Below are 23,183 nucleotides of genomic sequence, written 5' to 3' on the forward strand. Positions count from 1 at the left end.
AAACTTAAATCTGACACAGTTAAACTTTGGGTTCGTGATAGAAATAATATAAATAAAATTAGGCATTTTTGCTGAAAACCCAGAAAATAAGTTTACATTTTTAGAAAAAATAAAATAGGAATTTTCAAAAAATTTCTACTGTTAAATCTAGTTGAAATTGTTTTATAATTCCAATTGTTCTTGTAATAGATCACAAACTAATCTAATTGCAAGAACAACCCTTTTATCAAACAAATATAATAAGAAAGGAGATTCACAAGTGAACAAAAAATGTTGCGATACTTGTACCTGCGCTAATTGTACATGTGTTTCTAAACAAGAAGCAGCATGTACTTGCGCAAGTAAAGCTACTAACAGTTGCAAAACTGAATCTAGTGTAAGCGATGAAATACATTGTCAATGTAACTTACACAACAACGATCACAAAGCTTGTTGCCATTCATGTCAATAAGTTAAGATCATGTAAAAATAAAAAGCCCTTTCTTATTTTTCAACTTTTGTAAAAATGTTGAAGAAAGAAAGGGTTTTATTTTGTTAAAAAACTTTTGATTTCGGATCAGCTTAATTTTCAATTATTACCTTGGGGACGGGGTTCTTTAATCACTAAAGAGCAACCTAAGAACAAAAGAATTAAAATACCAACAAAAACAATGATTGCTAAATAGCCCCAATTAGTGATAATTAAAACTGAAAAAATGTTAATAAACGAATAAAGAATATAACCAAAACCTCACAAATATCCAAAGAAAATGCTCAAACGTTTTGAAGTTCAATTTTTGTACAAATAAGGAATATACAACAAAATTGCTTGAACTCCAATAATTAAGTTTCCCAGAAGAAACGCCATTACAATACTTAATCAAATGATGCCATAATGAACCGATAGAACCATGCCAATAAAACTAATTAGAATCAATAAAATGATTAAAGATAAATAATGTTTAAATTTATTTGAAGTTCATGATCAAAACCCAACTCAGATTCCAAAAAATGAACCAACAAAAAAGCTAACAGCAACCAAATTTTTTCAATCTAAATTATTTAAATGATCGCCATTTAAATCACTTTTTCAGTCTGTTAAAGTTGGAAAAATTAAAAAAACTAACAAAACAGCTAAAACTAATCATAACCCATACAACAAAATTCAAATCCATGTTTGTTTTTCTTTAATAATTGCCAAATAACTTGATGGTTTTAAATTAGGATCTTCTAATTCCATTTCTGTTTTTTTAATGCTAAAATTTCGTCCCAAAAAAAAGTATAAGACCAAAGGAATAAAATTTAAAGCTGCAATTATTCCGGCTGTGATTTGTCAGTTTTGAATTAAAACTGTTTCTCATGGCTCATAAACAAATAAACCAAACGCAACTAAGGCCCCAGATGAATATGCTCAGGGCATGAATAAGGAAATAATTGACTGAGTCTTTTTGGGTAAAAATTGAGCCATAATTGGTTTCACAAACATAATTGTTGTTGTCCCACCCATGGCCATAACCATAATTCCAATAACAAAAAGCACAAAATTAGGTAAATAAACCGCAACTAAACTGGACATCATTAAAAGTAATGAAATTAGCGAAGCATAACGGTGAGTTAATTTAACTAGAAGCCAAGAAGCTAAAATGGTGACGATACCCCTGATAAAAGTTGACCCATAATTAATTGCTTGAGTAACAATGATAGAAGTACCCTGAACTCCAAAAAAATGACTAATTCAACCAATTAATTCATTCCCTTGTAAACGTCCTAAAGCGAATCAATTCAAAATGAACAATACATAAGAAAATAACAAAACCAAACACATGGTTATAGCTTGATTTTTACTAATTCTAGGTCTTAATAATTTGTTCATATTGGCTTAAAATTTTGAATCAAAATTAGTTGCAACTCAAATACCGATATTTTGATTATACCAAACACTTGATTCGTGCAGAATAATAAATTACAAGATTTTTTGTTAAATGATTATTAATAAAAAAATGACGCTAAAAATTAATTTTTAGCGTCATTTAATAATAAAGAAAATGGTGAAATTTTTAGCTTCTGTAGAATTATGAATAATTCTTATTGGTTTTTTTGGAAGATTGAAATTCATATTGGAATGAATCTAAAACTAATAAATGCTTTTTATTGCGAGGTAATCGGTAATAAAAATTAATCTGAAATTTTCGAACAAAATCTTTCTGAATTCCTAGTTCATCCAAAATTTGAATAATTGGTCTACGAGCATTTTGTTTGTTTCTAAATTTAGGTGAATTAGGGTCAACATGAATATCTAATAAACATTCGCCAACAGAAATATGAAAGCTTTTAATTCACTGGATTTGCTGGATACGGTCTTGAATAAACTTTCTAATGTTATTTCAAAATTCAGTTTCTTCAATTCGGTTATTAAATGCCGAAAATTTATCTAAAGCGCGAGAAATAATTGGATAAGCATAATCTAAAATTTCGTTATGATGCAATTTTTTATGTGAATGCGAAAACCGGATCGTTCGGTAAATTTCTTCATCTAAATCAAATTTTTTAGCAATTTCTAATCCGTGTTTGACATGATCAATTGGCTCTCCAATTGCTTTACCAATGTCATGAAAAAAAGCTGAACGTTTTGCAGTTAAGGGATTTAAACCTAATTTTTCAGCAATATAAGCTGCCATTTGTCCCATTTCATCAGAATGTTCCAAAATATTTTGATCATACGAAGAACAAAAAACTAGATTACCAACTTTCATGGCTAATTCATCATCAACTTGATCATATTTTAAATAACGTTTCAAATAATTTTGCCCATAACTTAAAATCAGTTTGTTTAAATGATCATGAATTCGTTTACGATTTTGTTCTAAAGAATCTAAATCAACATAACTTTTTTTATTGGCAATAATTTCATAAATAAAAATTTTAGCGGCTTGGACATTTAATCAGTGTTGATTGCCTGGAATTCGATTAAATAACAAAAAAACTAATTCACTACCTTGATCACCTTTAGTAAAAACTTTGATTGATTTCAAATCAAATGCAGCAGCAATTAACGAAATGGTTGTATTGTGTTTTCCTAAAAGCTTACCAACTGTGGTGCGAGAATCAAAATTAGGAATTTGATTTAAAAAAAGTGGATTCCTTCAATTTTTAATAATGATTTGATCAACATCATTGCGACGAATGTTATACGCTGCTTGAATCATTAGTTCTTTAAATTTTTCAGCCTTAATGGCATTCAGTTGTTGAACATATTTTCGACTCAAGTGAAAAACGATTTCATCCCCGAAAAAATTCAAAATCTTTTGGGTTAAAAAACTTCTAATTTTTTTGGAAGCTTTTTTAGGATTTTTATGATTTTGGATAGATTTAGATTTTATTTTATCTCGCATTAACTAATTAATCAAACTTTCTAAAATTGACCCTATACCTTCAAAATTAATGGGTAAAAACGGCTGAAAATCAACCATTTTCACTCCAAAAATCATTTCCAAATTCAAATAGCCAATTCAGTACGAAAACAACAGAATTGGAAATGTTATCTAGTATAAATGTTATTATTATATAATTAAAACATTTAAATTGATTATTAGAAATAACTGCTTCATATGACTGAAAATTGCAAAAATGATCTATCTGTTAAGATTCTTTCAGAACGTCAGAAAAAAATTTTGAAGTATATCATTGAATCACACACTGAAAATCCTGAAGCTGTTGCTAGTAATCAATTAAAAGAAAAGGTTTTAAACGAAGTTTCTTCAGCCACAATTCGTAACGAACTGGTTTCTTTAGAAAAAGCTGGTTTTTTAACTAAAGAACATAGTTCTTCAGGAAGAATTCCTACCAAAATGGGCTATCAATATTATGTAAATAATTTGATGGATGAAACTACCAGTGAAGAATTTCAAAAAATTCACAATGAAATTAACCAATTATTTAAAAAAAGATTAGATTCTATTGATGAAACCATTGATAGTACGGTTAAAATCTTGGAAAAATTTGTGGAACTACCAATTGTCATTGCCAAAGTTGCTGATGACAATGAATTGTTAAAAAGAATCGATATCGTTGAAATTGTTGCTAATCAGTATATGTTGTTTTTAATTACTTCATATACAAATGTTATTAAGCACTTTTTTGAAATTGAAAATAAAAATCAATACCAAGATATTGCTGCATGTATCAAAATTTTTAATGAGAAATTAATTAATGTTCCCGTTAATCAAATTACCCAACAAATTGAACAATTAACCGACTTAATTCGTTCTAAAGTTCATGAGTACGAATTTGTGTTTCAACACATTATTAATCAATTAATTTTAAAGGTTGAAGCAAATTACCGTAATTCCAAACCCAAAGTTTATAATATGCGTTCTTTGATTAACAAACCAGAAGTGCAAAATAATAATATTAATTTAGAAAAAATTATGGAAATTTTGGAAAAAACTTCTATTTTTGATCAAATTAATTTTAATCACGAACGAATTGGAAAAACCTTAATAAACTTTGATAATTCAGTTGAAGGATTATCGATTGCTGCAACAGAGATTGAAGATGCCAGTGGAATGCGACATCAAATTGGATTTTTAGGACCAGTCCGAATGGACTATAAATTATTGAATCAAATTTTAGGATTTTTAGGCGAAAAATTATCTGGTAAAGAAGTCAAAAAACGTTCTATTCATGAAAAGAAATAATTTAAAACTCATTAAATCATTTATCAAAATTTTTTTAAGCAAACAATTAAAACAATGTGCATTTGAAGATGGCAGTGATGATAATAAGTTATTGAATTTAGTTCTATTCACTTCAATTATTTTTGCTTTTCGCAAACTTGAGCAAAAAAAACAAAATCGTTCTGAAGAAATTTTACGAAATCCTAAAATTTTCTGAAAATTATTAAAACCAAAATTAATTAACAGCAGTTATCTAACTGTATTAATTTATTTATCTCAATATTCCGAACGCAAACAGTTTTATCGTTCAATTCTGAATACTTTTGAAGAACGACACATTCTTTTTCCTAGCGTCAAAAACCAATATTTAGAATATGAACCATTATTACCAATCATTGATGAAATCAATTTAATTTTAGCTGAACGTATTAAAGATAATAAACAAGAAGTATTATCTTTGGTTACCCAAGTTGATGAATTGAAAAGTATTCTAGAAAATTTATTTGTTCATTCCACTAATTACTTAGTCTATATTTATTTCATGAATTTATTTCATCAATCATAATTTTTGCTCTAAATTTACAAAATAAATCTCTTTTTTGCTAATTTTCATTTAATTACTTATTGAGAAAGGTAACTAGAATGAAAATTTACAAGCAACAAGAGATTTTTGATTGTGGTATTTGTGTTACTCAATCATTAATTAATTTCTTTTATAAAAAAGAAATTTCCCGTGAAGAATTGATTTCTAATGCTAATGTTTCCCAAGATGGCATGAGTATCTTAGATTTAGAAAAAATCAATCAAAAATATGGCATTCTCTTAGACTCATATGAATTAAGTTTTGAAGAATTCATCGAATATAAAACTAAAGATTATTTCATTTTATTATTAGATTTGCAATCAGGCAATCATTATGTGATTGCTAAAAAAGTTCACGATGGGATTGTAATGTTTGATTCAGTAGCTGGAAAAAAGAAGTTAAGTTATGCACAGCTCAAACCTTATTATGCCAATATTTTTATTGAAATTAAAAAACAAACAACTAGTCTTAAATTAATTAACCAACAACTAGAACAAAAAATTCAAATTGACTGGGTTGCTTTTTCTAAAATTTTTATTATCAATATTATTGTTTTAAGTTTAACTGTTATTTCTGGTTATTTTATTAAAACAATTTTTGATAGCGTGATTGCTTCAAATGAAATATCCAATTTAGGAATCATCATTTTTATTGCTGTTTTTGGATATTTGACCAATAATTTTGGTAATTTTCTAATTGAAATTCTAGAAGCCAATCAGTTACAAAAATATTACAAGCAATTATCACATGAATTACTTAATCGATTAGCTCACAAAAACAATAATTTCTTTCATAAGATTTCACAACATCAATTTGTCATGTTGAATTATCATGTTGAGATTATTAGTAAATATTACAGTCGTTACTTTCATTCTTTTTTTGTCAACTTATTGAATGTTATTGTTCTGTTTATTTTTGTTTTAATTTTAGATTGAAGAATCATTTCAATCATTCTTACATCAGTTGTAGTGCAAATGGGTTATACTTTTTTTGCATATAAATTTAATAAGAAACAATATCCTAAAATTAAATTTTTAATTGATCAAAGTAAAGAAAATTACTTTAATTTAAAAAAATTCATGCAAGATGAAATTAATAATAAAAAATTGATTCTCTTGTTACAAAAAATTCAAAATAATGCCGCTCATCAAGCGGCTTTTAACTATAAGTGATCTTTATATAATGGTTATTTTGATAAGGTGAACAATTTTTTTACTAGTCTAATTAATTTAATGTTGTATTCTCTTGGTGCTTATTTATTAATAAGAAGTGAAATTAAGTTTAGTAATCTAATTATGGCTACCACATTTTATGGTTATATTAATAATTCATTTGCTAAACTAGTTGATTTTTATTTTTATACTGTTGACTTTAATTTTTCTCAAAAAATTTATTTAAATTTTCTATCAGTAGCAAATAACAATAATCAAGGATTAGCATGAGAAAATATTAAAGAAATTAAATTAGAAAATATTGCTTTTTTAATGATGATAAAAAGTATTTAAAAATTTAAATTTAAAGATCAAAAATAATACTTTCATCCAAGGTCCTTCAGGATCAGGAAAATCAACTTTATATAAATTAATTTGTCGAACTTTAATTCCTAGTCAGGGTTTAATTAAATTCAACAACATTAATACTGATTTTTTCAATATGAATGAATTTAATGTAAACGTTATTTATCAAAAAAATATTAGTTATATTCCTGATTATAGTTGAAAGAAAATTTTGAGAAATTTAAACCAAAAAGAAAAAGACACTATTATTGCTGTTGCTGAACTTATGAATTTAGAGTTAAAAGATAATTTAAAAATTCAACAATTAAGTTCTGGCCAAGCTCAGTTTCTTAACTTATTATTACTACTTGAATATCATAATAAATTAATTATTTTAGATGAAGCAACCAGTCACATCGACAAGCAAATCAAAAATATTCTCTATCAAACAATCATTGCTAAAATTGGTGAAAATAATTTTTTAATTTGTACCGAACACGATTTAGATATTGCTGATTTTTTTAGAGAGACAATTATTTTGAAAGAGCATCAATATGCGAAATATTAAAATTAATGTTTTTGTTATTTTTTTATTATTTTTAGGTTTACTAATTGGATCAGGTTTTATTTTAAAAGTGAAAAAATATGAAAATAATATTATTCAAAACTATAAAACTTTTCAAAAAGTGATGATTAGTAATGAATCATATGAGTATTTAAAAAATGCCATTGATAAAAATATTTTTTATTACAAAAGGAATAACGAAAATCATCAAGCTAAAATTATTCGCAAAATTAATAATGAAAAAGGAGTTGAATTATTTTTTAGAATTGAAAGTATGAAAACCGATCCTGTTTTTAATGAAATCAAATATTACTTATATCAACACTATTATTGAAAAGAAATTTTTAGCTAAACCTTTATAATATACTAAGCATAAAAAGTCTATTCAATCATGAAGTTTGTCATTAACAATAAAAACAATTATTTCATTACCAATAAGATGAAAAAGAATTTTCAAATTATTAGTAATGAAGTCCAAAAAATTTTAAAATTAAAGCAAGATTATTTTTTTGAAGTTAATTTTGTTTCCAAATACATTATTAAAAAACTAAATAATGATTACCGTCAAAAGAATAAAATAACTGATGTTATTAGTTTCAGTTTTTTAGACCAACCTTTTAATCAAAACTTGTTAGGCGAAATCTTTATTTGTTATGACAAATGCATTACTCAAGCTAAACTTTATGACAAAACTTTAGATCGAGAAGTATCTTTTATGTTTTTACATGGTTTACTTCATCTTTTAGGTTATGATCACATTGAAAAAGAAGATGAAGTAAAAATGTTTAAAATTCAGGATTTGGTTTTAGCAAAGATTTATGAATAAATTTAACAAAATAAAAAACCAAAGTTTTAGATCTTATTACATTAGAGCAGTTAATGCTTTTAAAGGTTTGTATACTGTTTTAAAAGAAGAAAATTCTTTTGTTGTCATTTTTATCATTATTTTTATTTCTTACATTACAGCTGGAATTTTACACACCAAAATGACTGCATTAGAATGAATTGTGGTTGTCATTACAGGAACCTTAATTTTAGTAGTTGAAGTAATCAATACAGCAATCGAAAATATTGTTGATTTAATTAATTTTCGGTATGGTATCAATGCTAAAAAAATTAAGAATATTGCTTCAGCTGCTAGTTTATTAATGATTTTAGGGGCAATTATTGTTTATTTAATTTTATTCATTTCTAAAGTGGTGCAATAAGAATGAATGCTAAATTAACGGGAAATGTTTTCTTTTGTGGCATTCCGAATGCTGGTAAATCAACTCTCATTAACAGAATTTGTAAATACGAATTTGCTTTAATTAATAGCAAACCTCAGACAACCAGAAAAGAATCTCGTTTTCTTTATACTGATGAGAACCATCAAATATTATTTAAAGATACTCCTGGTTTTCACTTCGCTAAAAATGAATTAGATCATTTTATGAATAAAGAAATTTATAAAAATTTTCGTGATGCTAATGTTGTTTGTTATGTCTGTGATATCACTAAACAATTCAATGATGAAGCAATTTATTTCATGCAAGAAGTTAATAAACGTTCTCCCAATAAATTAACAGTCATTTTTACCAAAAATGATTTATTATCTGCTAATCAAAAATCTGAATTACAACAAATAAAAATCAAAGAAATTTCTCAATATTTACAATTTAACAATTATTTTTTCACATCCATTGATGATTTAAATTTTATTGACAATTTATTATCAATGATTAAATACGGATTATTAACTGATAATTACATCGATTTTGAAAATGAAGATGATGATAATTTTTTAATTAGTGAAACAATTCGTGGTGTTACCTTAAATTTATTAAGACAAGAAGTACCCTATGGTATTCATGTACAAATTGAAGATAAACACTATGATCCAATCAAAAAATTATTTTCAATTGAAGCATTTATTTATTGTGAATCTGAAAGTAAGAAAAAAATTATTATTGGTAACAAAGGTGAAAAAATTAAAGAAATTGGCATTCGTTCGCGAAAGAAACTAAATCAAATTTTTGATACACAAATTTATTTAGGATTAGTAGTTAAAGTTTCTAAAGATTGAAGAAACAACAAAAATTTTATTAAAAAATATATATAAATAAAATGGCTGAAAAAATTTTAAATGGTTATTTAATTTCTGAATATGACTATAAAGATTTTGATAAGATTCTCACATTTTTAACGGAAGAAAAAATTATTAGTTGTATTGGCATGGGATTAAAAAAAATTAATAGTAAAAATTCTAGAAATTTATTTATTGGCCATTTGACAGAAATTCAATTTTTTGAAGCCCGCTTGGAAAAAAAATTATCTCGATTAAAAAAGTTTATTTATTAGAAGCTTTATCTAAGGATTTAATAGAAAATAAAACTTTAATTTTTTTAAATAAGGTTTTTGAAAAAATTGAAACTGAAAAATCCCATGTTAACTTACTAAAAATTTATGAAAAATTTTTAGAATTAATTAAATCACAAAAATATCCTGACTTATTTTTAGTAAATTATTTATTAATTAAGTGTCAAATTATTTTTGGGTTTAAATTAAATTATCAAAAATGTAGCACATGTGGATCAACTCAAAGAATTTATTCAGTTTCTAAAGATGATTATGGGATTCTTTGTTATTTGTGTTCTCAATTAGCTCAAAATCCCAGTTGAACTAAAGAAGCCATCTTATTATTTTTATATTTAAATAGAGATGAACTAGAAAAAGCTTTAGAGTATCAAACAGGCAGTCGTTTGCTTTTTGCTTTCATGCAAGAAGTATATTTAAAACTAGTAGGTGTAAAATTTAGTTATTATGAATAAAAATTTCAATGAAATCATTATTGATTATTTAAAAACCTATGGTTTTATTATTGCTAATAGTGAAATTTATGGCGGTTTACCTAATTCTTGAGATTATGGTCCTTTAGGAGTAATATTAAAAAATAATATTCGTGATTTATGGTGAAACTACTTCATTAAACGTCAAGAAAATGTTTTTCCTATGGATTCTTCTATTATGTTGAATTCTAAAGTCTGACAAGCTTCAGGTCATTTAGATAACTTTAATGATTTACTAATTGATTGTAAAAATTGTCAAAATCGTTTTCGAGTTGATCATTTTTTAGCAAATTTTCATTATAACAATATTGAAAATAAAAGTCCAAGTGAAATTGATTTAATCATCAATGCTGATGCTAAAATTCAATGTCTTAAATGTAAAGAACACAATTTTACTCCTGCTAGAAAATTTAATTTAATGTACAAAACTGCTACTAAATTTGACCATAGTCAAATTGATGATGGTTTGTACTTACGACCAGAAACTGCTCAAAATATTTTTATCAACTACAAAACTGTTCAACGCACAATGCGAACTAAGTTACCATTTGCAATTGGACAAATTGGTAAAGCTTTCCGCAACGAAATTACCATTGGGAATGGAATTTTTAGAACTCGTGAATTTGAACAAATGGAAATTGAATGATTTTGTCATCCTGAAAAAGCTAATGACATTTTTGAAGATCAATTAGCTAAAATTAAAAATTTTCTTTTTTTCTTTTTAAAACTGGATCAATCTAAAATTTTTTTTAATGAAATTCCCAGTGAAGATTTAGCCCACTATAGTTCTAGAACAGTTGATATTGAATATCAATTTGCTCAAGGCAGATCAGAATTATGAGGTTTGGCAAATCGAACGGATTTTGATTTAAAAAACCACCAAGAAAAATCCGGAAGGGATTTAACTTATTTTGATGAAACAACCAAAGAAAAATTTATTCCTTACGTAGTAGAGCCATCAGTAGGATTAAATCGATTATTGTTAGCACTAGTAACTGATTGTTATCAAGAAGAAACCATAAGTGAAACCGATCAACGAATCGTTTTAAAACTGCCAACATATTTAGCCCCTTATTCTATTGCAATTTTGCCTTTAACAAAAAAACAAGAATTAGCAGCTCGTTTAATTTTTCAAAATTTAATTCAATATGGTTTTTCAGTTACTTATGATCTAGCTGGTAGTATTGGTAAGAGATATCGTCGAAATGATGCGATTGGAACTCCTTTTTGCATTACTTGTGATTTTGAAACTTTTGATGCAACCAAACAAGATTTAACAACATTCAATTTAAATAATGCAACTGTTACTATTAGATATCGTGATAGTATGAAGCAAACTAAAATTTTGTATAAAGATTTAAAAACCTTTTTAATTAAAGAATTAGATCCTTTTGTAAACAATAATATTTAGACCCTATGAATTTTAATAATGACTTACGTAATCGTGTTAAAGTTTTAAATGTAGTGCAAAAATATGTTTCCTTAAAAAAACACGGCACTAATCATTTGGGATTGTGCCCTTTTCATTCTGATAATGCTCCTTCTATGAATGTGTCTGAAACTAAAAACATCTTTAAATGCTTTTCATGTGGTGTCGGAGGAGATGGAGTTAGTTTTTTAATGAAACATTTAAAAATTAACTATAGAGATGCTTTAGTACAAGCATTAGAACTATCTGGCATTGATCAAACTGAATACCAATTTTTATTGAATAAAAGAAATGAAAATCCCTTTGAAAAATTATTGAATTTAAATGATTTTGTAGCTCAACAATATATTGAATTTCTTGATTCTAATCAAGAAGTAAAAAATTATTTAATTAAAGTTCGACAAATGGATCCTAAAATTCTTGAAACTTTTAAGATTGGTTTTGCACCGCAGTTTCCTGATCGGCAATCTGTTCTTGAACGACTTATTAATAGTAATAATGAAAATAATTCTTATTCCTACAAAATTGAAGAATTAGCTGAATTGAAACTCATTAATCTTTATAACGATAAAGTTAATGATTTTTTTAGTGATCGAATTATTTTTCCAATTAGTAATAAAGATGATCGAGTTATTGGTTTTTCTGGCAGAATTTATAAAACAAATTCCCATTTACCTAAATATCTAAATAGTAGTGAAAGTGTTGTTTTTAAAAAACACGAAATTTTATATAATCTAAATAATTTTTATAAATCTAATCAAAAATATGATGAAATCATTTTGGTTGAAGGATTCATGGATGTTATTGCTTTTTATAAAATAAATGTTTTCAATGTTGTCGCTTCAATGGGAACTAGTTTTTCTAATCAGCAAATTAAAGCTCTTTCTGATTATTTAGAAAAAAAATCTCAGCAACCTAAAAAAATTGTAATTGCTTTTGATAATGATCAAGCTGGTAAAAATTTTAGTGAAAAAACTGCGTTTACTTTTTTAGAAAAAGGTTTTGAAGTTCGAATCATTGATTTTAGCCAATTACAAAGTTCTGATAAAGTATTAAAAGATATTGACGATATTATTAACGATAATAATCCTGTCAACATTCATTTACTAAAAAATCCTGTCAATTTTTTTCAATATTATCTTCAACAAATAAAACACCAAGAAAATTTTACTGTTGATGATGCTGTAAGTGCTTGTGACAATTTTTTAGAATATTTGTTTCAAATTTCAACAAATGAAATTCGATTTAAAAATTTAGTTTCCTTACATTATGCAGAAGAAACAATTGAAAGTATTTATGATATTTTCAAAATGTTTAATAATCCCATTTTACAAGAGCAAAAAAATCATCAAAAAGCAGCTTTTTTAAAAGCTTTATACGATACTAATTCTTATTTAAAACCCAAAAACGTTTTCATTAACTCAATTTCAACACCAAATATCGTTTCGGTTAATGAAGAATTTCAAGATAGTTATGAACAACTTTGAGAACCTCAGGAACTAAATAGCAGAATTTCTCCCCGAATTTTACAAAAAAAACTACCCAAAAAAAATAACCATTATCCTTATTTATCCATTCAAAAATACACTAAAATCTTGTTTTTATTATTAATTAATAATTGAAATAGCTTTAGTCAAGAAGTTCTTGAAGATAAATTAGATTGCGAAATTAATTTAAAAGAATTTCAAGATCCTGTAGCAAATTTGTATGCTAATATTTATGTTCGAAATCTTTTAATGGATCCTGCCAATGAATTAGATCCTTTAACAATTGTGAATAAAAAACAATTAGATGATTATCTGGATTCTGATTTATCTGTGATTACTTTTGGTCAAAAAAGAGTTGATTTTTTAAAAAAATTACATTTTGTAAGAAGTGATTTCTTGATTTTTAAACATTGTAATTTAGAAGAACTATCCATACCTGAAACCCTTTACAACGTATTTTATGACTGTCTTTTCAATTTTTTATTATGCATAATTGAAATTGAACGTCAATTTTTTAGAACAAAAATTGAAAAAGTATTTCAAAAAAATGGTTCTATTGAAGAACAAATGAAATTAGTAACTCAATATAATCAAGAAATTACTAGTTTATTTCAAAAGGAATTAGAAATTCGACGAAAAATTGATACAACAATTAATAATCAAATTTTTAGAAAACAAAAGAAAAGTTAATTTTGTATTGAACAAAAAACTGAAATTATAAAATAAGCTTTATATTGCTATTAATTAAAATTTCATTCTATGCATAAAAAATAACACAACATAATTGTTGTGTTGTTTTTTTGTTGTTTAAATTTAAAGTTGATTTAAATTAATTACTTGATGAAATAAATGATGATTTTCTTTTTTAAATGATGGGTTACTAAAATCAAAGTCAAATCCGGATCTTCAATAATTCTTTCTTGAATATCAGATGTATTTTTATCATCTAAATTAGATAATGATTCATCTAAAATAATTCATTTTTTATTTAAATAAAATAAACGAGCTAAAACTAATCTTTGTTTCTGACCTAATGATAAATTATTTGTTACATCAAAATTTGGATTCAAATAATTATCTTTTAATTCACTCAACAAATTAACTTTATCTAGAGCATTTTCTAGTTTTTTTGGATCAAAATTTTTTTCATAAAATGTAACATTATTAATAATATTAGTTGGAAAAACTAAGTTTTTTGAATCAACAAAAGTTAAATTTTCTCGTAAAGAATTAGCTCTAATTGCATTAATATTGTGATTATTTATTAAAATTTCACCACTATTAGAAACATATAAACCATTTAATAATTTTAATAAAGTTGATTTACCAGAACCACTCTCACCAATGATGGCATATTTTTCTCCTTTTTTAAATTTTAAATTTAAGTTCTGAAAAATTTGTTTATCTTCATTAGGATATTTGAAATCTAAATTTTGGATTTTAATTTCTCTAATTTCATCAATTACTATTTCATTATTTTCAAGTGCTAATTTTAAATCAAATGATTTAACAATATTTCGATTAGATAAATAACCTTTAATGTTTGAAATCAAGCTTGGTCCAACTCCTTTTAATTGAGAAACAAAATGAGTTATTAATCATAAAAAACCAATATCGATAAAACCTAAAAGTGTACGTTGATTTGTAAAATGAAAAATTAATAATGCAGAACCAATAATTAATATATTACCAATAAGTTCATAAACATATCTAGATCCAAGATTTACAAATGAAATAACATTTGTTTTCTTTAGACTTGCCTTATAAACATTATTAATTTCATTGCTAATTTGTTCGTTCAAAAGTTTTTGTTTGTTTGCAAAATATAATCGGGGATAACCATCTAACAGATTATTTATTTTGGATTGAAATTCATGATTTGCTTTTGAAAAATTTTCAAAAGCATCGCTTTGGGTTTTCTTAAAAATAAATGTTCCCAAAAAAGAAAATAAAATTATTATTAAAATAAATAAAACTAAAATTCAACTGAAAACTGCGCCAACAATCATGGAAAAAATAATACTTGAAATAACTTGAATAATATCTAATATAGCAATAATATTGTAACTAAGATACATTCCACTATCTCGAGTCAATGTAGCATATGTTGATGACGAGTTATATTGTAAAAAAGCTTTATTTTTTGCTTTCATATATTGATCAAATATTATAGGAATAAAAGCATTCGAAATTGAAAGATTAAGTTTACTTAAAAATCAATAATAAATTCAAGTAAATACAAGTCTAAATACAAAAATTCCTAATATTCCCAATATTCAGTAAATAAACACTCAATAATTGTTTATTGAATCAGTCGCTTTTACACCATCAAAAATAGATTGAATTATGGTCGCTGAAAAAAACTACTCACTGCTTCTAATAAGGATGTAAAAATCACTGATAGAATCAATAAAATAATTTCCTTTCTTGTATATTTTCAAGCTACTTTCATACTAAATCTTCCATTTTATAGATTTTATGGTATTTTTCAGGATTTGTAAGATGATGAGTTACATTAATTAAAGTTAATTCAGAATTATCAAATAAATTTTTTTCAATATTAGCAACGTTATCTTTATCTAAATTAGCAAGAGCTTCGTCCAAAATTAATAAATTCTTCCTTGTAAAAAAGAAACGTGCAAAATTTATTCTTTGTTTTTGCCCAGATGAAATATTTGAGTTCTCGTTGTTTAATTGTAAATTTAAATCTTCAATTGAGTAAGAAGCCAAATCTAAAGCTTTTTTTGCTCTAGGTTCTTGATCAGGAGTTCACAAACTAACATTGTTATAAACTGTGTCATTAAAAACAAATTCTTGGGAATCTAAAAAAATAAAAGTTTCCTTATAATCTGAATCATCAATGTTTTTAACATTTATTCCGTTCAAAATAATTTCACCTTGATAATTTTCCAATTGTTTGGTGATTAAATTTAATAAAGTTGATTTCCCTGAACCACTAGGACCAATAAGTGCATATTTTTTGCCTTTTTCAAAAAACAAATTTAAGTCTTTAAAAAGTGGTTTATTATCTTCGTAACTAAAATTTAAGTTACGAATTTCCAAATGATCAAATTGATAATTTGATTGAGAGTTAATTATTTTTGTTGTTGGTACTGAAGTTTCATATTCAATAGCTAATTCTTTTACAGATTTGTATTGTGAAATATAAAGGCCAATGTTTTTAATGCTCTGAGTTAAAAATTGTAAAATTACTGGTACTGCAGCAACTAAACCAACAGATGCAGATGCTTTTTCATACACAAGTAGAATAAAATGTCCCATTACATAAATAATCAAGTAATAAGCAAGAATTTGCGAACCTGCAATAATAAATTCAGATATTAAATTAAATTTAATATTTTTAAGAATTTTTTAATAATTTTATTATTTTCATCAATGGTTTCTTTAATAAATTCTTTTTGTTTATTAAAGAAATAAAAAGAAGGATAAGAATCAATCATCATTAATAAATTTGCATCAAAGTTTTCCATTTCTTCACCTGCTAAAGTCATGTATTTGATAGTAACATGACCCATTATTATAGGAATAATAATATTGATAACAGAAATAGCTGATGAAATTAATCCAACTCTTCAATCAATAAAGATTAATACTGGAAAAGAAATTCAAAATAAATTTAAATGATCAATTCAATTAAAAAGATTTCCAGGTCTTCTTTCAAAAAAATAATTTAATTTTTCAATCAATTTGGCTATATAAAAACCTTTTTTATTGGTCTGAAATTCTAAGCTTTTAGTAAGCGAAATTTTAGCAACAATATTAATTTTTAAATTTTTAACTATTTTTTCATTAGTTTTATTTTGAATTAATGTCTTAAAAATATAAGAAATTAATCCAATTAAAAACAAAACTGCTTGAATAATAATTAATGTATTATATTTATCAGGCTGACTCATCAGAATATATTGATAAGTTAAATATGTTAAATATGCTTCAAAAATAACAATTCCACTTGTTATTAACGACAAAAACATGTATAGCAAAAATGCTATTTTATATTGCTTTATATAAAACATATTTAACTCCGCTTATTAAAATTTTTAAATAATAAAACTAAAAAAATAATAAAAATATTTTTTAAAGTTATTGTATATTAAATAAATAGTTTTATAGTTATATTGAAATGAAAAAGCAGTAATTATATTTGAAAAATGTAATTCTTCTTCATAAAGGATAATTAAAAAATGTTATTTATTATTTAATTTGATTTAATTTCATTGAATTCATTCATTATTTAATTAGTAGTTAAAAAATTAAATTAATTTTATATAAACAAAAAAGTTAATTATGCTGAGAATTTAGCAAACTATAATTTAATATATAATTTAATGATTTTATTTTAGATAAAATATTAATAATAAAAAACAACGCAACATAATGTTGCGTTGTTTTTTATCTAAATTTTAAAATTTAAAGTTCATCCAAATTAATAACTTGATTGAATAAATTATAATTTTCTTTTTTCAGGTGGTGAGTCACTAAAATTAGGGTTAAATCAGGATCTTTTATAATTTTTTCCTGTATATCAATTGCATTTTTATCATCTAAATTAGATAGTGATTCGTCTAAAATAATTCATTTTTTATTTAAATAAAATAAACGAGCTAAAACTAATCTTTGTTTTTGTCCTAAAGATAAATTATTAATTGTATCAAAATCAGGATCCAAATAATTATCTTTTAACTCTTTTGATAAATTAGCTTTCTTTAAAGCAATTTCCAATTTTTTTGATCAAAATTTTCTTCATAAAATGTAACATTATTAGCAATATTTGTTGGAAAAACTAAATTTTTTGAATCAATAAAAGTTAAATGTTCTCGCAAAGAATTAGAATTAATCGCATTAATATTATAGTTATTTATTAAAATTTCACCACTATCAGAAAAATATAAACCATTTAATAACTTTAATAAAGTTGATTTTCCAGAACCACTTTCTCCAACAATGGCATATTTTTGTCCTTTTTTAAACTTTAAATTTAAATTCCGAAAAATTTGTTTATCAGTTTCAGGATATTGAAAACTCAAATTTTTGATATCAATTTGATTGATTTCATCAATTGTTAATTCATTAGTATCAGATTCTAATTTTAAATCAAATGTTTTAACAATATTTCGGTTAGAAAGATATTTCTTGATGTTTGATAACAAACTAGTACCAACCCCACTCAAGCTAGAAACAAAATGAGTTATTAATTATAAAAAACCGATATTGATAAAACCTAAAAATGTTGATTCATTCTTAAAACGAAAAATCAACAATGCAGAACCAATAACTAGTATATTAGCAATAAGTTCATAAACATATCGCGAACCAAGATCAACAAATGAAGTAATATTGTTCTTTCTTAAACTTACCTTATAAACATTATGAATATCATTTTTTATTTGTTTATTTAAAAAATTTTGTTTATTCGCAAAATACAATCGAGAATAACCATCCAATAAATTATTTATTTTTACTTGAAAATCATGTTTTGCTTTTGAAAAATTTTCAAAAGCATTGCTTTGAGTTTTTTTAAAAATAAATGATCCTAAAAAAGAAAATAAAATTATTACTAGAATAAATAAAACTAAAATTCAACTAAAAACAGCTCCAATAATTATTGAAAAAATAACTTTCAAAACTACTTGAATAATATCTAGTATAGTATGAACATTATAATCAAGATACATCGATGCATCATTAGTTAACATAGCATAAGTATTTGCCGGATCAAATTTTAAAAAAGATTGATTTGTAGCTCTTCTATATTGATCAAAAATCATAGAACTCAATCCATTTAAAATTGACAGACTTAATTTATTTACAAATCAATAGTAAATTCAACTAAACAAAAAACTAACAGCAGTAATACCTAAAATTCCCAATATTCAATAAACAAACAATAAATAGTTTTCCATTAAATTTATTCTAGATTCAGCTCCATCGAAAACAGATTGCATCGCTTTTGCAGAAAAAAAACTTATTAAAGCTTCTGTTAGGGGTAAGAAAATTATTGATAAAGTTAATAAAATAATTTCTTTTCTGATATATTTTCAAGCTATTTTCATGTCAAATCCTCCATTCTATAAATTTTATGGTATTTTTCAGGATTTTTCAAGTGATGAGTTACGTTAATTAAAGTTAATTCAGGATTATCAAATAAATTTTTTTCAATTTTAGCAACATTTTCTTTATCTAAATTAGCAAGAGCTTCGTCTAAAATTAATAAATTTTTATTATCAAAAAAGAAACGTGCAAAATTTATTCTTTGTTTTTGTCCAGATGAAATATTTGAGTTTTCGTTGTTTAATTGTAAATTTAAATCTTCAATTGAATAAGAAGCCAAATCTAAAGCTTTTTTCACTTTAGGTTCTTGATCAGGAGTTCATAGACTAATATTGTTATAAACTGTGTCATTGAAAACAAATTCTTCAGAATCTAAAAAAGTAAAAGTGGTTTTATAATTTGAATCCTCAATATCTTTCACATTGATTCCATTCAAAATAATTTCACCTTGATAATTATCCAATTGTTTAGTGATTAAATTTAGTAAAGTGGTTTTACCAGAACCACTAGGACCAATTAGCGCATATTTTTTACCTTTTTCAAAAGATAAATTCAAGTTTTTAAAAAGTGGTTTATTGTCTTTGTAACTAAAATTTAAATTACAAATTTTTAAAGAATCAAATTTATAGTTAGATTCGATACTAATTGTATTTATATTTTTTGCAGGAATCTCATATTCATCAGCTAGTTCTTTTACAGATTTATATTGTGAAATATATAAACCAATTCATCTAATACTATAGATTAATGATTGTAAAATTACTGGAATTGCAGCAATTAGACCAATTGATGATGCTCCATCGATGTATATAAATAAGATAAAATAACCCATCAAATAAATCATCAAATAGTCAATTATGATAGATACACCACTAATGAAAAATTCAGACATTAAATTAAATTTGACATTTTTTAAATATCTTTTGATGAATTCATTATTTTTTTTAATAATTTGCTGAATAAACTCTTTTTGTTTATTAAAAAAATAAAAAGAAGAAAATGAATCAATCATAACTAACAAATAGGCGGTAAAATTTTCAAATTCTTTACCAACTAAAGTGTTGTATTTGATAGTAATATTACCCATTATCAAAGGAATGATAATGTTAACAGTAGAAACAGCTAAAGAAATCAAGCCAATTTTTCAATCGATAAAAACCAATACCGGAAAAGAAATTCAGAAAGTATTAAATCGATCAATTCAAATAAAAAGGTTTCCTGGTCTTCGTGAAAAAAATAATCTAATTTATTTATTAATCGAGAAATATAAAAACCTTTCTTATTAATTTTAAATTCTAAACTTTTAACCAATGAAATTTTGGCAATAGTATTTGTTCTTAAATTTTTAATTATTTGTTCGTATGTTTTATTTTCAAGTAATGTCTTAAATATATAAGAGATCAAACCAACTAAAAACAAAACTACTTGAACAATAATTAATATATTGTATTCATTTGCTTGATTTTTAGCAATGTATTGATATGTCAAATACGTTAAATAGGCTTCAAATATAACAATTCCGCTTGTTATTATTGACAAACACAAATATAACAGAAATGCAATTTTATGTTGCTTAATATAAAACATATCTGACCTCTAAATTTATTGAAATCTTTTTAAAAAACTTAAGTTAAAAACATATGAAGATTATTAATAATTAAATGATTTGATTCATTATTTATATGTAAATGAAATGTTTTTTAGTTGAATTTTATCAAAAACTTATCAATTTAAATTTATAATTACTTTTACTTGTATATTAATATAAATAAAACATTAAAAGTAAATATATTTAAATTTTCTCTTACTTATCTTATTTTGATATAAAAAAACCATGTTCATAAATAAACATGGTTTTTTATATTAAAAATTGAATTTAAACAAAAAATAAAAATTTAAAAATTAGTATATAAAGAAATTATAATTTTTAAATTACTTCTTTAATTACAAATAATAAACCTTTTTCCCAACAAAAAGCTTTCATCAATTTTTTCATTTTTATAGTTGTAAAAAACATTTTTTATTTTATTAATGTCTAAAATTGCTAATTGATTAATTAATTCTTTCTTATCATAAGTTATCTGAAAAGTATCAAAATAAAATTTTTTACAATAGACTATACCACTAATACCAAACCCTAATGACATTTTTCTTGTAAAGAGAATTTTTATGGAATAAAACAATTTATTCGTCAAGTCTATAAATGACTTATCTTGAGTTTTTCTATAATACAAACATAATACATATAAAAGGCCTGCTGTTCCATTTTGTAAATATGGAGAAACAGCATTTTCTAAAAATTTCAAATATATATGTGTATCATTTTCAACTTTATATTTTTCTAGAAATTTTTTTATTCAATTTTTGAAAAAAATAATTAATTTTTGAATATTGTTTTCATTTTTAATTTTAAAAATTATTCTTAAAATTTCTTTTTCAATTTCCAAAATATGGTCATAAACTTTCGTTGTTAAATCTGGCTCTTTTATATTTTTATTTTTTAACAAACCTTCTCATATTAAATCTATCTTTTTTTGATTGTTTTACTTTTATAAGAAGATAATTGTTCATAAATTTTTAATAATTTATTTTTATCAAATTTTAAATTTAAACCTATTTTTTTATCAATTATTTCCAAAATAGAATTAATTGTTTCTAAATACATTTTTTGCTTTTCAGGAAAATAATTTAGATTTAAAATTATATATTTCAAAAATTTAAAAACTTGAATATTATTTTTTTTATAGTGAATATAATTTTTTATGTCAAAAGCCATGTCTAAAATCATCATTGCAATTTTGTTACAATCAGTTTGATAATTAGACTTATGATTATGGAATTTTTTATATTCATATTCAGAATGAACAAAATTCAAAATTTTGTTATTGATTGCGGAATATTCTAAATCCACAAAATAAATTTTAGATTCTCTTTCAGAATATAAAAAATTACTTTTGCTAATGTCGTTAATTACAATTTTATTTTCTTTCAAAAAATAAATAAATCTTTTTAATTCTTTTGTTAAATTATTATAGAAGTTTATTTTTTCTTCAAGTTTTTCAATAGTAAGTAGTTTTATATTCGCATAATAATCTAAATTGGGTAATTCAATATAATCTTGAACATAAAAGATACTTTGTTTTTTCTTAAATTTTAAAATTTCTCTTGGAAAAAAATTAGATTTTGAAAATTTTCTAATTATACTTCTTTCATTTTCTCTTAAAATAATTGGATTAAAATTTTTATTACCCATATATTTTTTAGCTTCTTTCAAAATATATTTTTTATCATTCGAATTTTTAGCTAATATTATGGCACCAAAAGCATTAATTTTTATTAAACCTATAGGAATTATATCTTTACATAGATATTTTATTTCTAGTTCTCTCTTTTTAAATAAATCCTCTATATTATCTGGTTTATATTTTTGAATTATTTGGTATTTTTGTTTTTGCTCATCATCTAAATAATTATCTCCATATCTATAACTCACAATACCATTTTTGTATTGTCTGTCAGAATAGTTTGAAGGAGCTTTAAAAAATGATAGGGATTGATGTAATTCTTTAATTATTTTTCTAGCTTGCGATTCATCTATAGGATAAATAGTTATAAATTTCCCGGTTAAATTATTTATTTTTTTAGATTCCATTATGGATTGATAAAAAAATTGATAATTATTAATAAATTTAAAACTTATTTTATTGAAATAACAATAAGAACAGACAATGTCTAATATTTTTTGATAATCATAAAAATTAGAAGAAACATGAATTTTTCAAGCAGGGCTAGGAATGTCATAATCAAACACTACATGATTGAATATTTCTTTTTAATTATCAATTTTTTTATTTTTTTCTTTAGATCATTATTAAGATTTTGAAAAAAATTTTTTTGTTGTATTTTTTAAGTCGCAACATTTCATAAATATATTTAGATATTATTTAAAAAGGATTTTTATTTATTTTAAGTAAATATCTTCTATTTAAATATTTATATTGTCATTTTCAGATTAATAATAATTTTTATGAAATATTTATTATCCAAATAACAAAAACCACTTATTTA

Annotated in this window: 24 protein-coding genes; 12 read left to right on the forward strand and 12 right to left on the reverse strand. The window is 23.8% G+C overall.

Annotated features, from left to right (window positions below):
* Positions 1-526: 526 nt before the first annotated feature.
* Positions 527-1,765: an MFS transporter gene (locus tag NPA10_RS02385; protein WP_256547123.1), complete on the reverse strand. Its 1,239-nt coding sequence runs from the start codon at positions 1,763-1,765 to the stop codon at positions 527-529.
* Positions 1,766-2,051: 286 nt separating this feature from the next.
* The gene (locus NPA10_RS02390; protein WP_256547124.1) at positions 2,052-3,245 is read right to left on the reverse strand and encodes an HDIG domain-containing metalloprotein; all 1,194 of its coding nucleotides are present in this window, start codon (positions 3,243-3,245) and stop codon (positions 2,052-2,054) included.
* 342 nt (positions 3,246-3,587) lie between these two features.
* On the opposite strand from NPA10_RS02390, the gene hrcA reads away from it, so the two are divergent.
* From hrcA to dnaG, 12 genes are all read left to right on the forward strand, one after another.
* Positions 3,588-4,676, forward strand: coding sequence for a heat-inducible transcriptional repressor HrcA (hrcA, locus tag NPA10_RS02395; protein ID WP_256547125.1), 1,089 nt, complete (start codon positions 3,588-3,590; stop codon positions 4,674-4,676).
* Positions 4,663-5,220: a hypothetical protein gene (locus NPA10_RS02400; RefSeq protein WP_256547126.1), complete on the forward strand. Its 558-nt coding sequence runs from the start codon at positions 4,663-4,665 to the stop codon at positions 5,218-5,220. Before hrcA ends, NPA10_RS02400 begins: the two co-directional genes overlap by 14 nt.
* 77 nt (positions 5,221-5,297) lie before the next feature.
* Positions 5,298-6,743: a cysteine peptidase family C39 domain-containing protein gene (locus tag NPA10_RS02405; RefSeq protein ID WP_256547127.1), complete on the forward strand. Its 1,446-nt coding sequence runs from the start codon at positions 5,298-5,300 to the stop codon at positions 6,741-6,743.
* A gap of 10 nt (positions 6,744-6,753) precedes the next feature.
* On the forward strand, positions 6,754-7,302 hold the full coding sequence (locus NPA10_RS02410) for an ATP-binding cassette domain-containing protein (protein ID WP_256547868.1): 549 nt from the start codon (positions 6,754-6,756) through the stop codon (positions 7,300-7,302).
* A complete protein-coding gene (locus tag NPA10_RS02415; protein WP_256547128.1) occupies positions 7,289-7,651 on the forward strand; it encodes a hypothetical protein in 363 nt (120 codons plus the stop codon). The genes NPA10_RS02410 and NPA10_RS02415 overlap by 14 nt, the downstream gene beginning before the upstream one ends.
* A gap of 39 nt (positions 7,652-7,690) precedes the next feature.
* Positions 7,691-8,125 carry an rRNA maturation RNase YbeY gene (gene ybeY, locus NPA10_RS02420; RefSeq protein ID WP_256547129.1) on the forward strand — a complete coding sequence of 145 codons (435 nt, stop codon included), beginning with the start codon at positions 7,691-7,693 and terminating at the stop codon, positions 8,123-8,125.
* Complete coding sequence (locus tag NPA10_RS02425; protein ID WP_256547130.1) at positions 8,118-8,507, forward strand: diacylglycerol kinase; 390 nt, start codon at positions 8,118-8,120, stop codon at positions 8,505-8,507. Before ybeY ends, NPA10_RS02425 begins: the two co-directional genes overlap by 8 nt.
* A 2-nt stretch (positions 8,508-8,509) precedes the next feature.
* Positions 8,510-9,400, forward strand: a complete 891-nt coding sequence (era, locus tag NPA10_RS02430) for a GTPase Era (RefSeq protein WP_256547131.1) — start codon at positions 8,510-8,512, stop codon at positions 9,398-9,400.
* 5 nt (positions 9,401-9,405) lie between these two features.
* The gene (locus tag NPA10_RS02435; RefSeq protein WP_256547132.1) at positions 9,406-9,639 is read left to right on the forward strand and encodes a recombination protein O N-terminal domain-containing protein; all 234 of its coding nucleotides are present in this window, start codon (positions 9,406-9,408) and stop codon (positions 9,637-9,639) included.
* A gap of 44 nt (positions 9,640-9,683) precedes the next feature.
* Complete coding sequence (locus NPA10_RS02440) at positions 9,684-10,109, forward strand: DNA repair protein RecO C-terminal domain-containing protein (protein WP_334304521.1); 426 nt, start codon at positions 9,684-9,686, stop codon at positions 10,107-10,109.
* A complete protein-coding gene (locus NPA10_RS02445) occupies positions 10,102-11,538 on the forward strand; it encodes a glycine--tRNA ligase (protein ID WP_256547133.1) in 1,437 nt (478 codons plus the stop codon). The genes NPA10_RS02440 and NPA10_RS02445 overlap by 8 nt, the downstream gene beginning before the upstream one ends.
* A gap of 5 nt (positions 11,539-11,543) precedes the next feature.
* Positions 11,544-13,733 carry a DNA primase gene (gene dnaG, locus NPA10_RS02450; protein ID WP_256547134.1) on the forward strand — a complete coding sequence of 730 codons (2,190 nt, stop codon included), beginning with the start codon at positions 11,544-11,546 and terminating at the stop codon, positions 13,731-13,733.
* Between the two features lie 143 nt (positions 13,734-13,876).
* Here dnaG and NPA10_RS02455 read toward each other — a convergent pair whose 3' ends face one another.
* The 10 genes from NPA10_RS02455 to NPA10_RS02500 all read right to left on the reverse strand — a co-directional run bounded on the left by NPA10_RS02455 (position 13,877) and on the right by NPA10_RS02500 (position 22,926).
* Positions 13,877-15,196, reverse strand: coding sequence for an ATP-binding cassette domain-containing protein (locus tag NPA10_RS02455; RefSeq protein WP_256547135.1), 1,320 nt, complete (start codon positions 15,194-15,196; stop codon positions 13,877-13,879).
* A gap of 289 nt (positions 15,197-15,485) precedes the next feature.
* Positions 15,486-16,325 carry an ABC transporter ATP-binding protein gene (locus tag NPA10_RS02460; protein WP_256547136.1) on the reverse strand — a complete coding sequence of 280 codons (840 nt, stop codon included), beginning with the start codon at positions 16,323-16,325 and terminating at the stop codon, positions 15,486-15,488.
* Positions 16,326-16,384: 59 nt separating this feature from the next.
* Positions 16,385-17,080: an ABC transporter transmembrane domain-containing protein gene (locus NPA10_RS02465; RefSeq protein ID WP_256547137.1), complete on the reverse strand. Its 696-nt coding sequence runs from the start codon at positions 17,078-17,080 to the stop codon at positions 16,385-16,387.
* Between the two features lie 394 nt (positions 17,081-17,474).
* Complete coding sequence (locus NPA10_RS02470) at positions 17,475-17,786, reverse strand: ATP-binding cassette domain-containing protein (protein ID WP_256547138.1); 312 nt, start codon at positions 17,784-17,786, stop codon at positions 17,475-17,477.
* The gene (locus tag NPA10_RS02475; RefSeq protein ID WP_256547139.1) at positions 17,771-18,235 is read right to left on the reverse strand and encodes an ATP-binding cassette domain-containing protein; all 465 of its coding nucleotides are present in this window, start codon (positions 18,233-18,235) and stop codon (positions 17,771-17,773) included. Before NPA10_RS02475 ends, NPA10_RS02470 begins: the two co-directional genes overlap by 16 nt.
* Positions 18,236-18,259: 24 nt before the next feature.
* On the reverse strand, positions 18,260-19,117 hold the full coding sequence (locus NPA10_RS02480) for an ABC transporter transmembrane domain-containing protein (protein WP_256547140.1): 858 nt from the start codon (positions 19,115-19,117) through the stop codon (positions 18,260-18,262).
* A complete protein-coding gene (locus tag NPA10_RS02485; protein WP_256547141.1) occupies positions 19,108-20,202 on the reverse strand; it encodes an ATP-binding cassette domain-containing protein in 1,095 nt (364 codons plus the stop codon). Before NPA10_RS02485 ends, NPA10_RS02480 begins: the two co-directional genes overlap by 10 nt.
* 35 nt (positions 20,203-20,237) lie before the next feature.
* Positions 20,238-20,702: a hypothetical protein gene (locus NPA10_RS02490; protein ID WP_256547142.1), complete on the reverse strand. Its 465-nt coding sequence runs from the start codon at positions 20,700-20,702 to the stop codon at positions 20,238-20,240.
* Between the two features lie 353 nt (positions 20,703-21,055).
* On the reverse strand, positions 21,056-21,622 hold the full coding sequence (locus NPA10_RS02495; RefSeq protein ID WP_256547143.1) for a glycoside hydrolase family protein: 567 nt from the start codon (positions 21,620-21,622) through the stop codon (positions 21,056-21,058).
* 17 nt (positions 21,623-21,639) lie between these two features.
* Entirely contained in the window at positions 21,640-22,926 is a 1,287-nt protein-coding gene (locus tag NPA10_RS02500) for a class III lanthionine synthetase LanKC N-terminal domain-containing protein (protein WP_256547144.1), read from the reverse strand.
* Positions 22,927-23,183: the final 257 nt, after the last annotated feature.

The sequence above is a fragment of the Mycoplasmoides fastidiosum genome, assembly GCF_024498275.1.
Taxonomy (GTDB): Bacteria; Bacillota_I; Bacilli_A; order Mycoplasmatales; family Mycoplasmoidaceae; genus Mycoplasma_N; species Mycoplasma_N fastidiosum.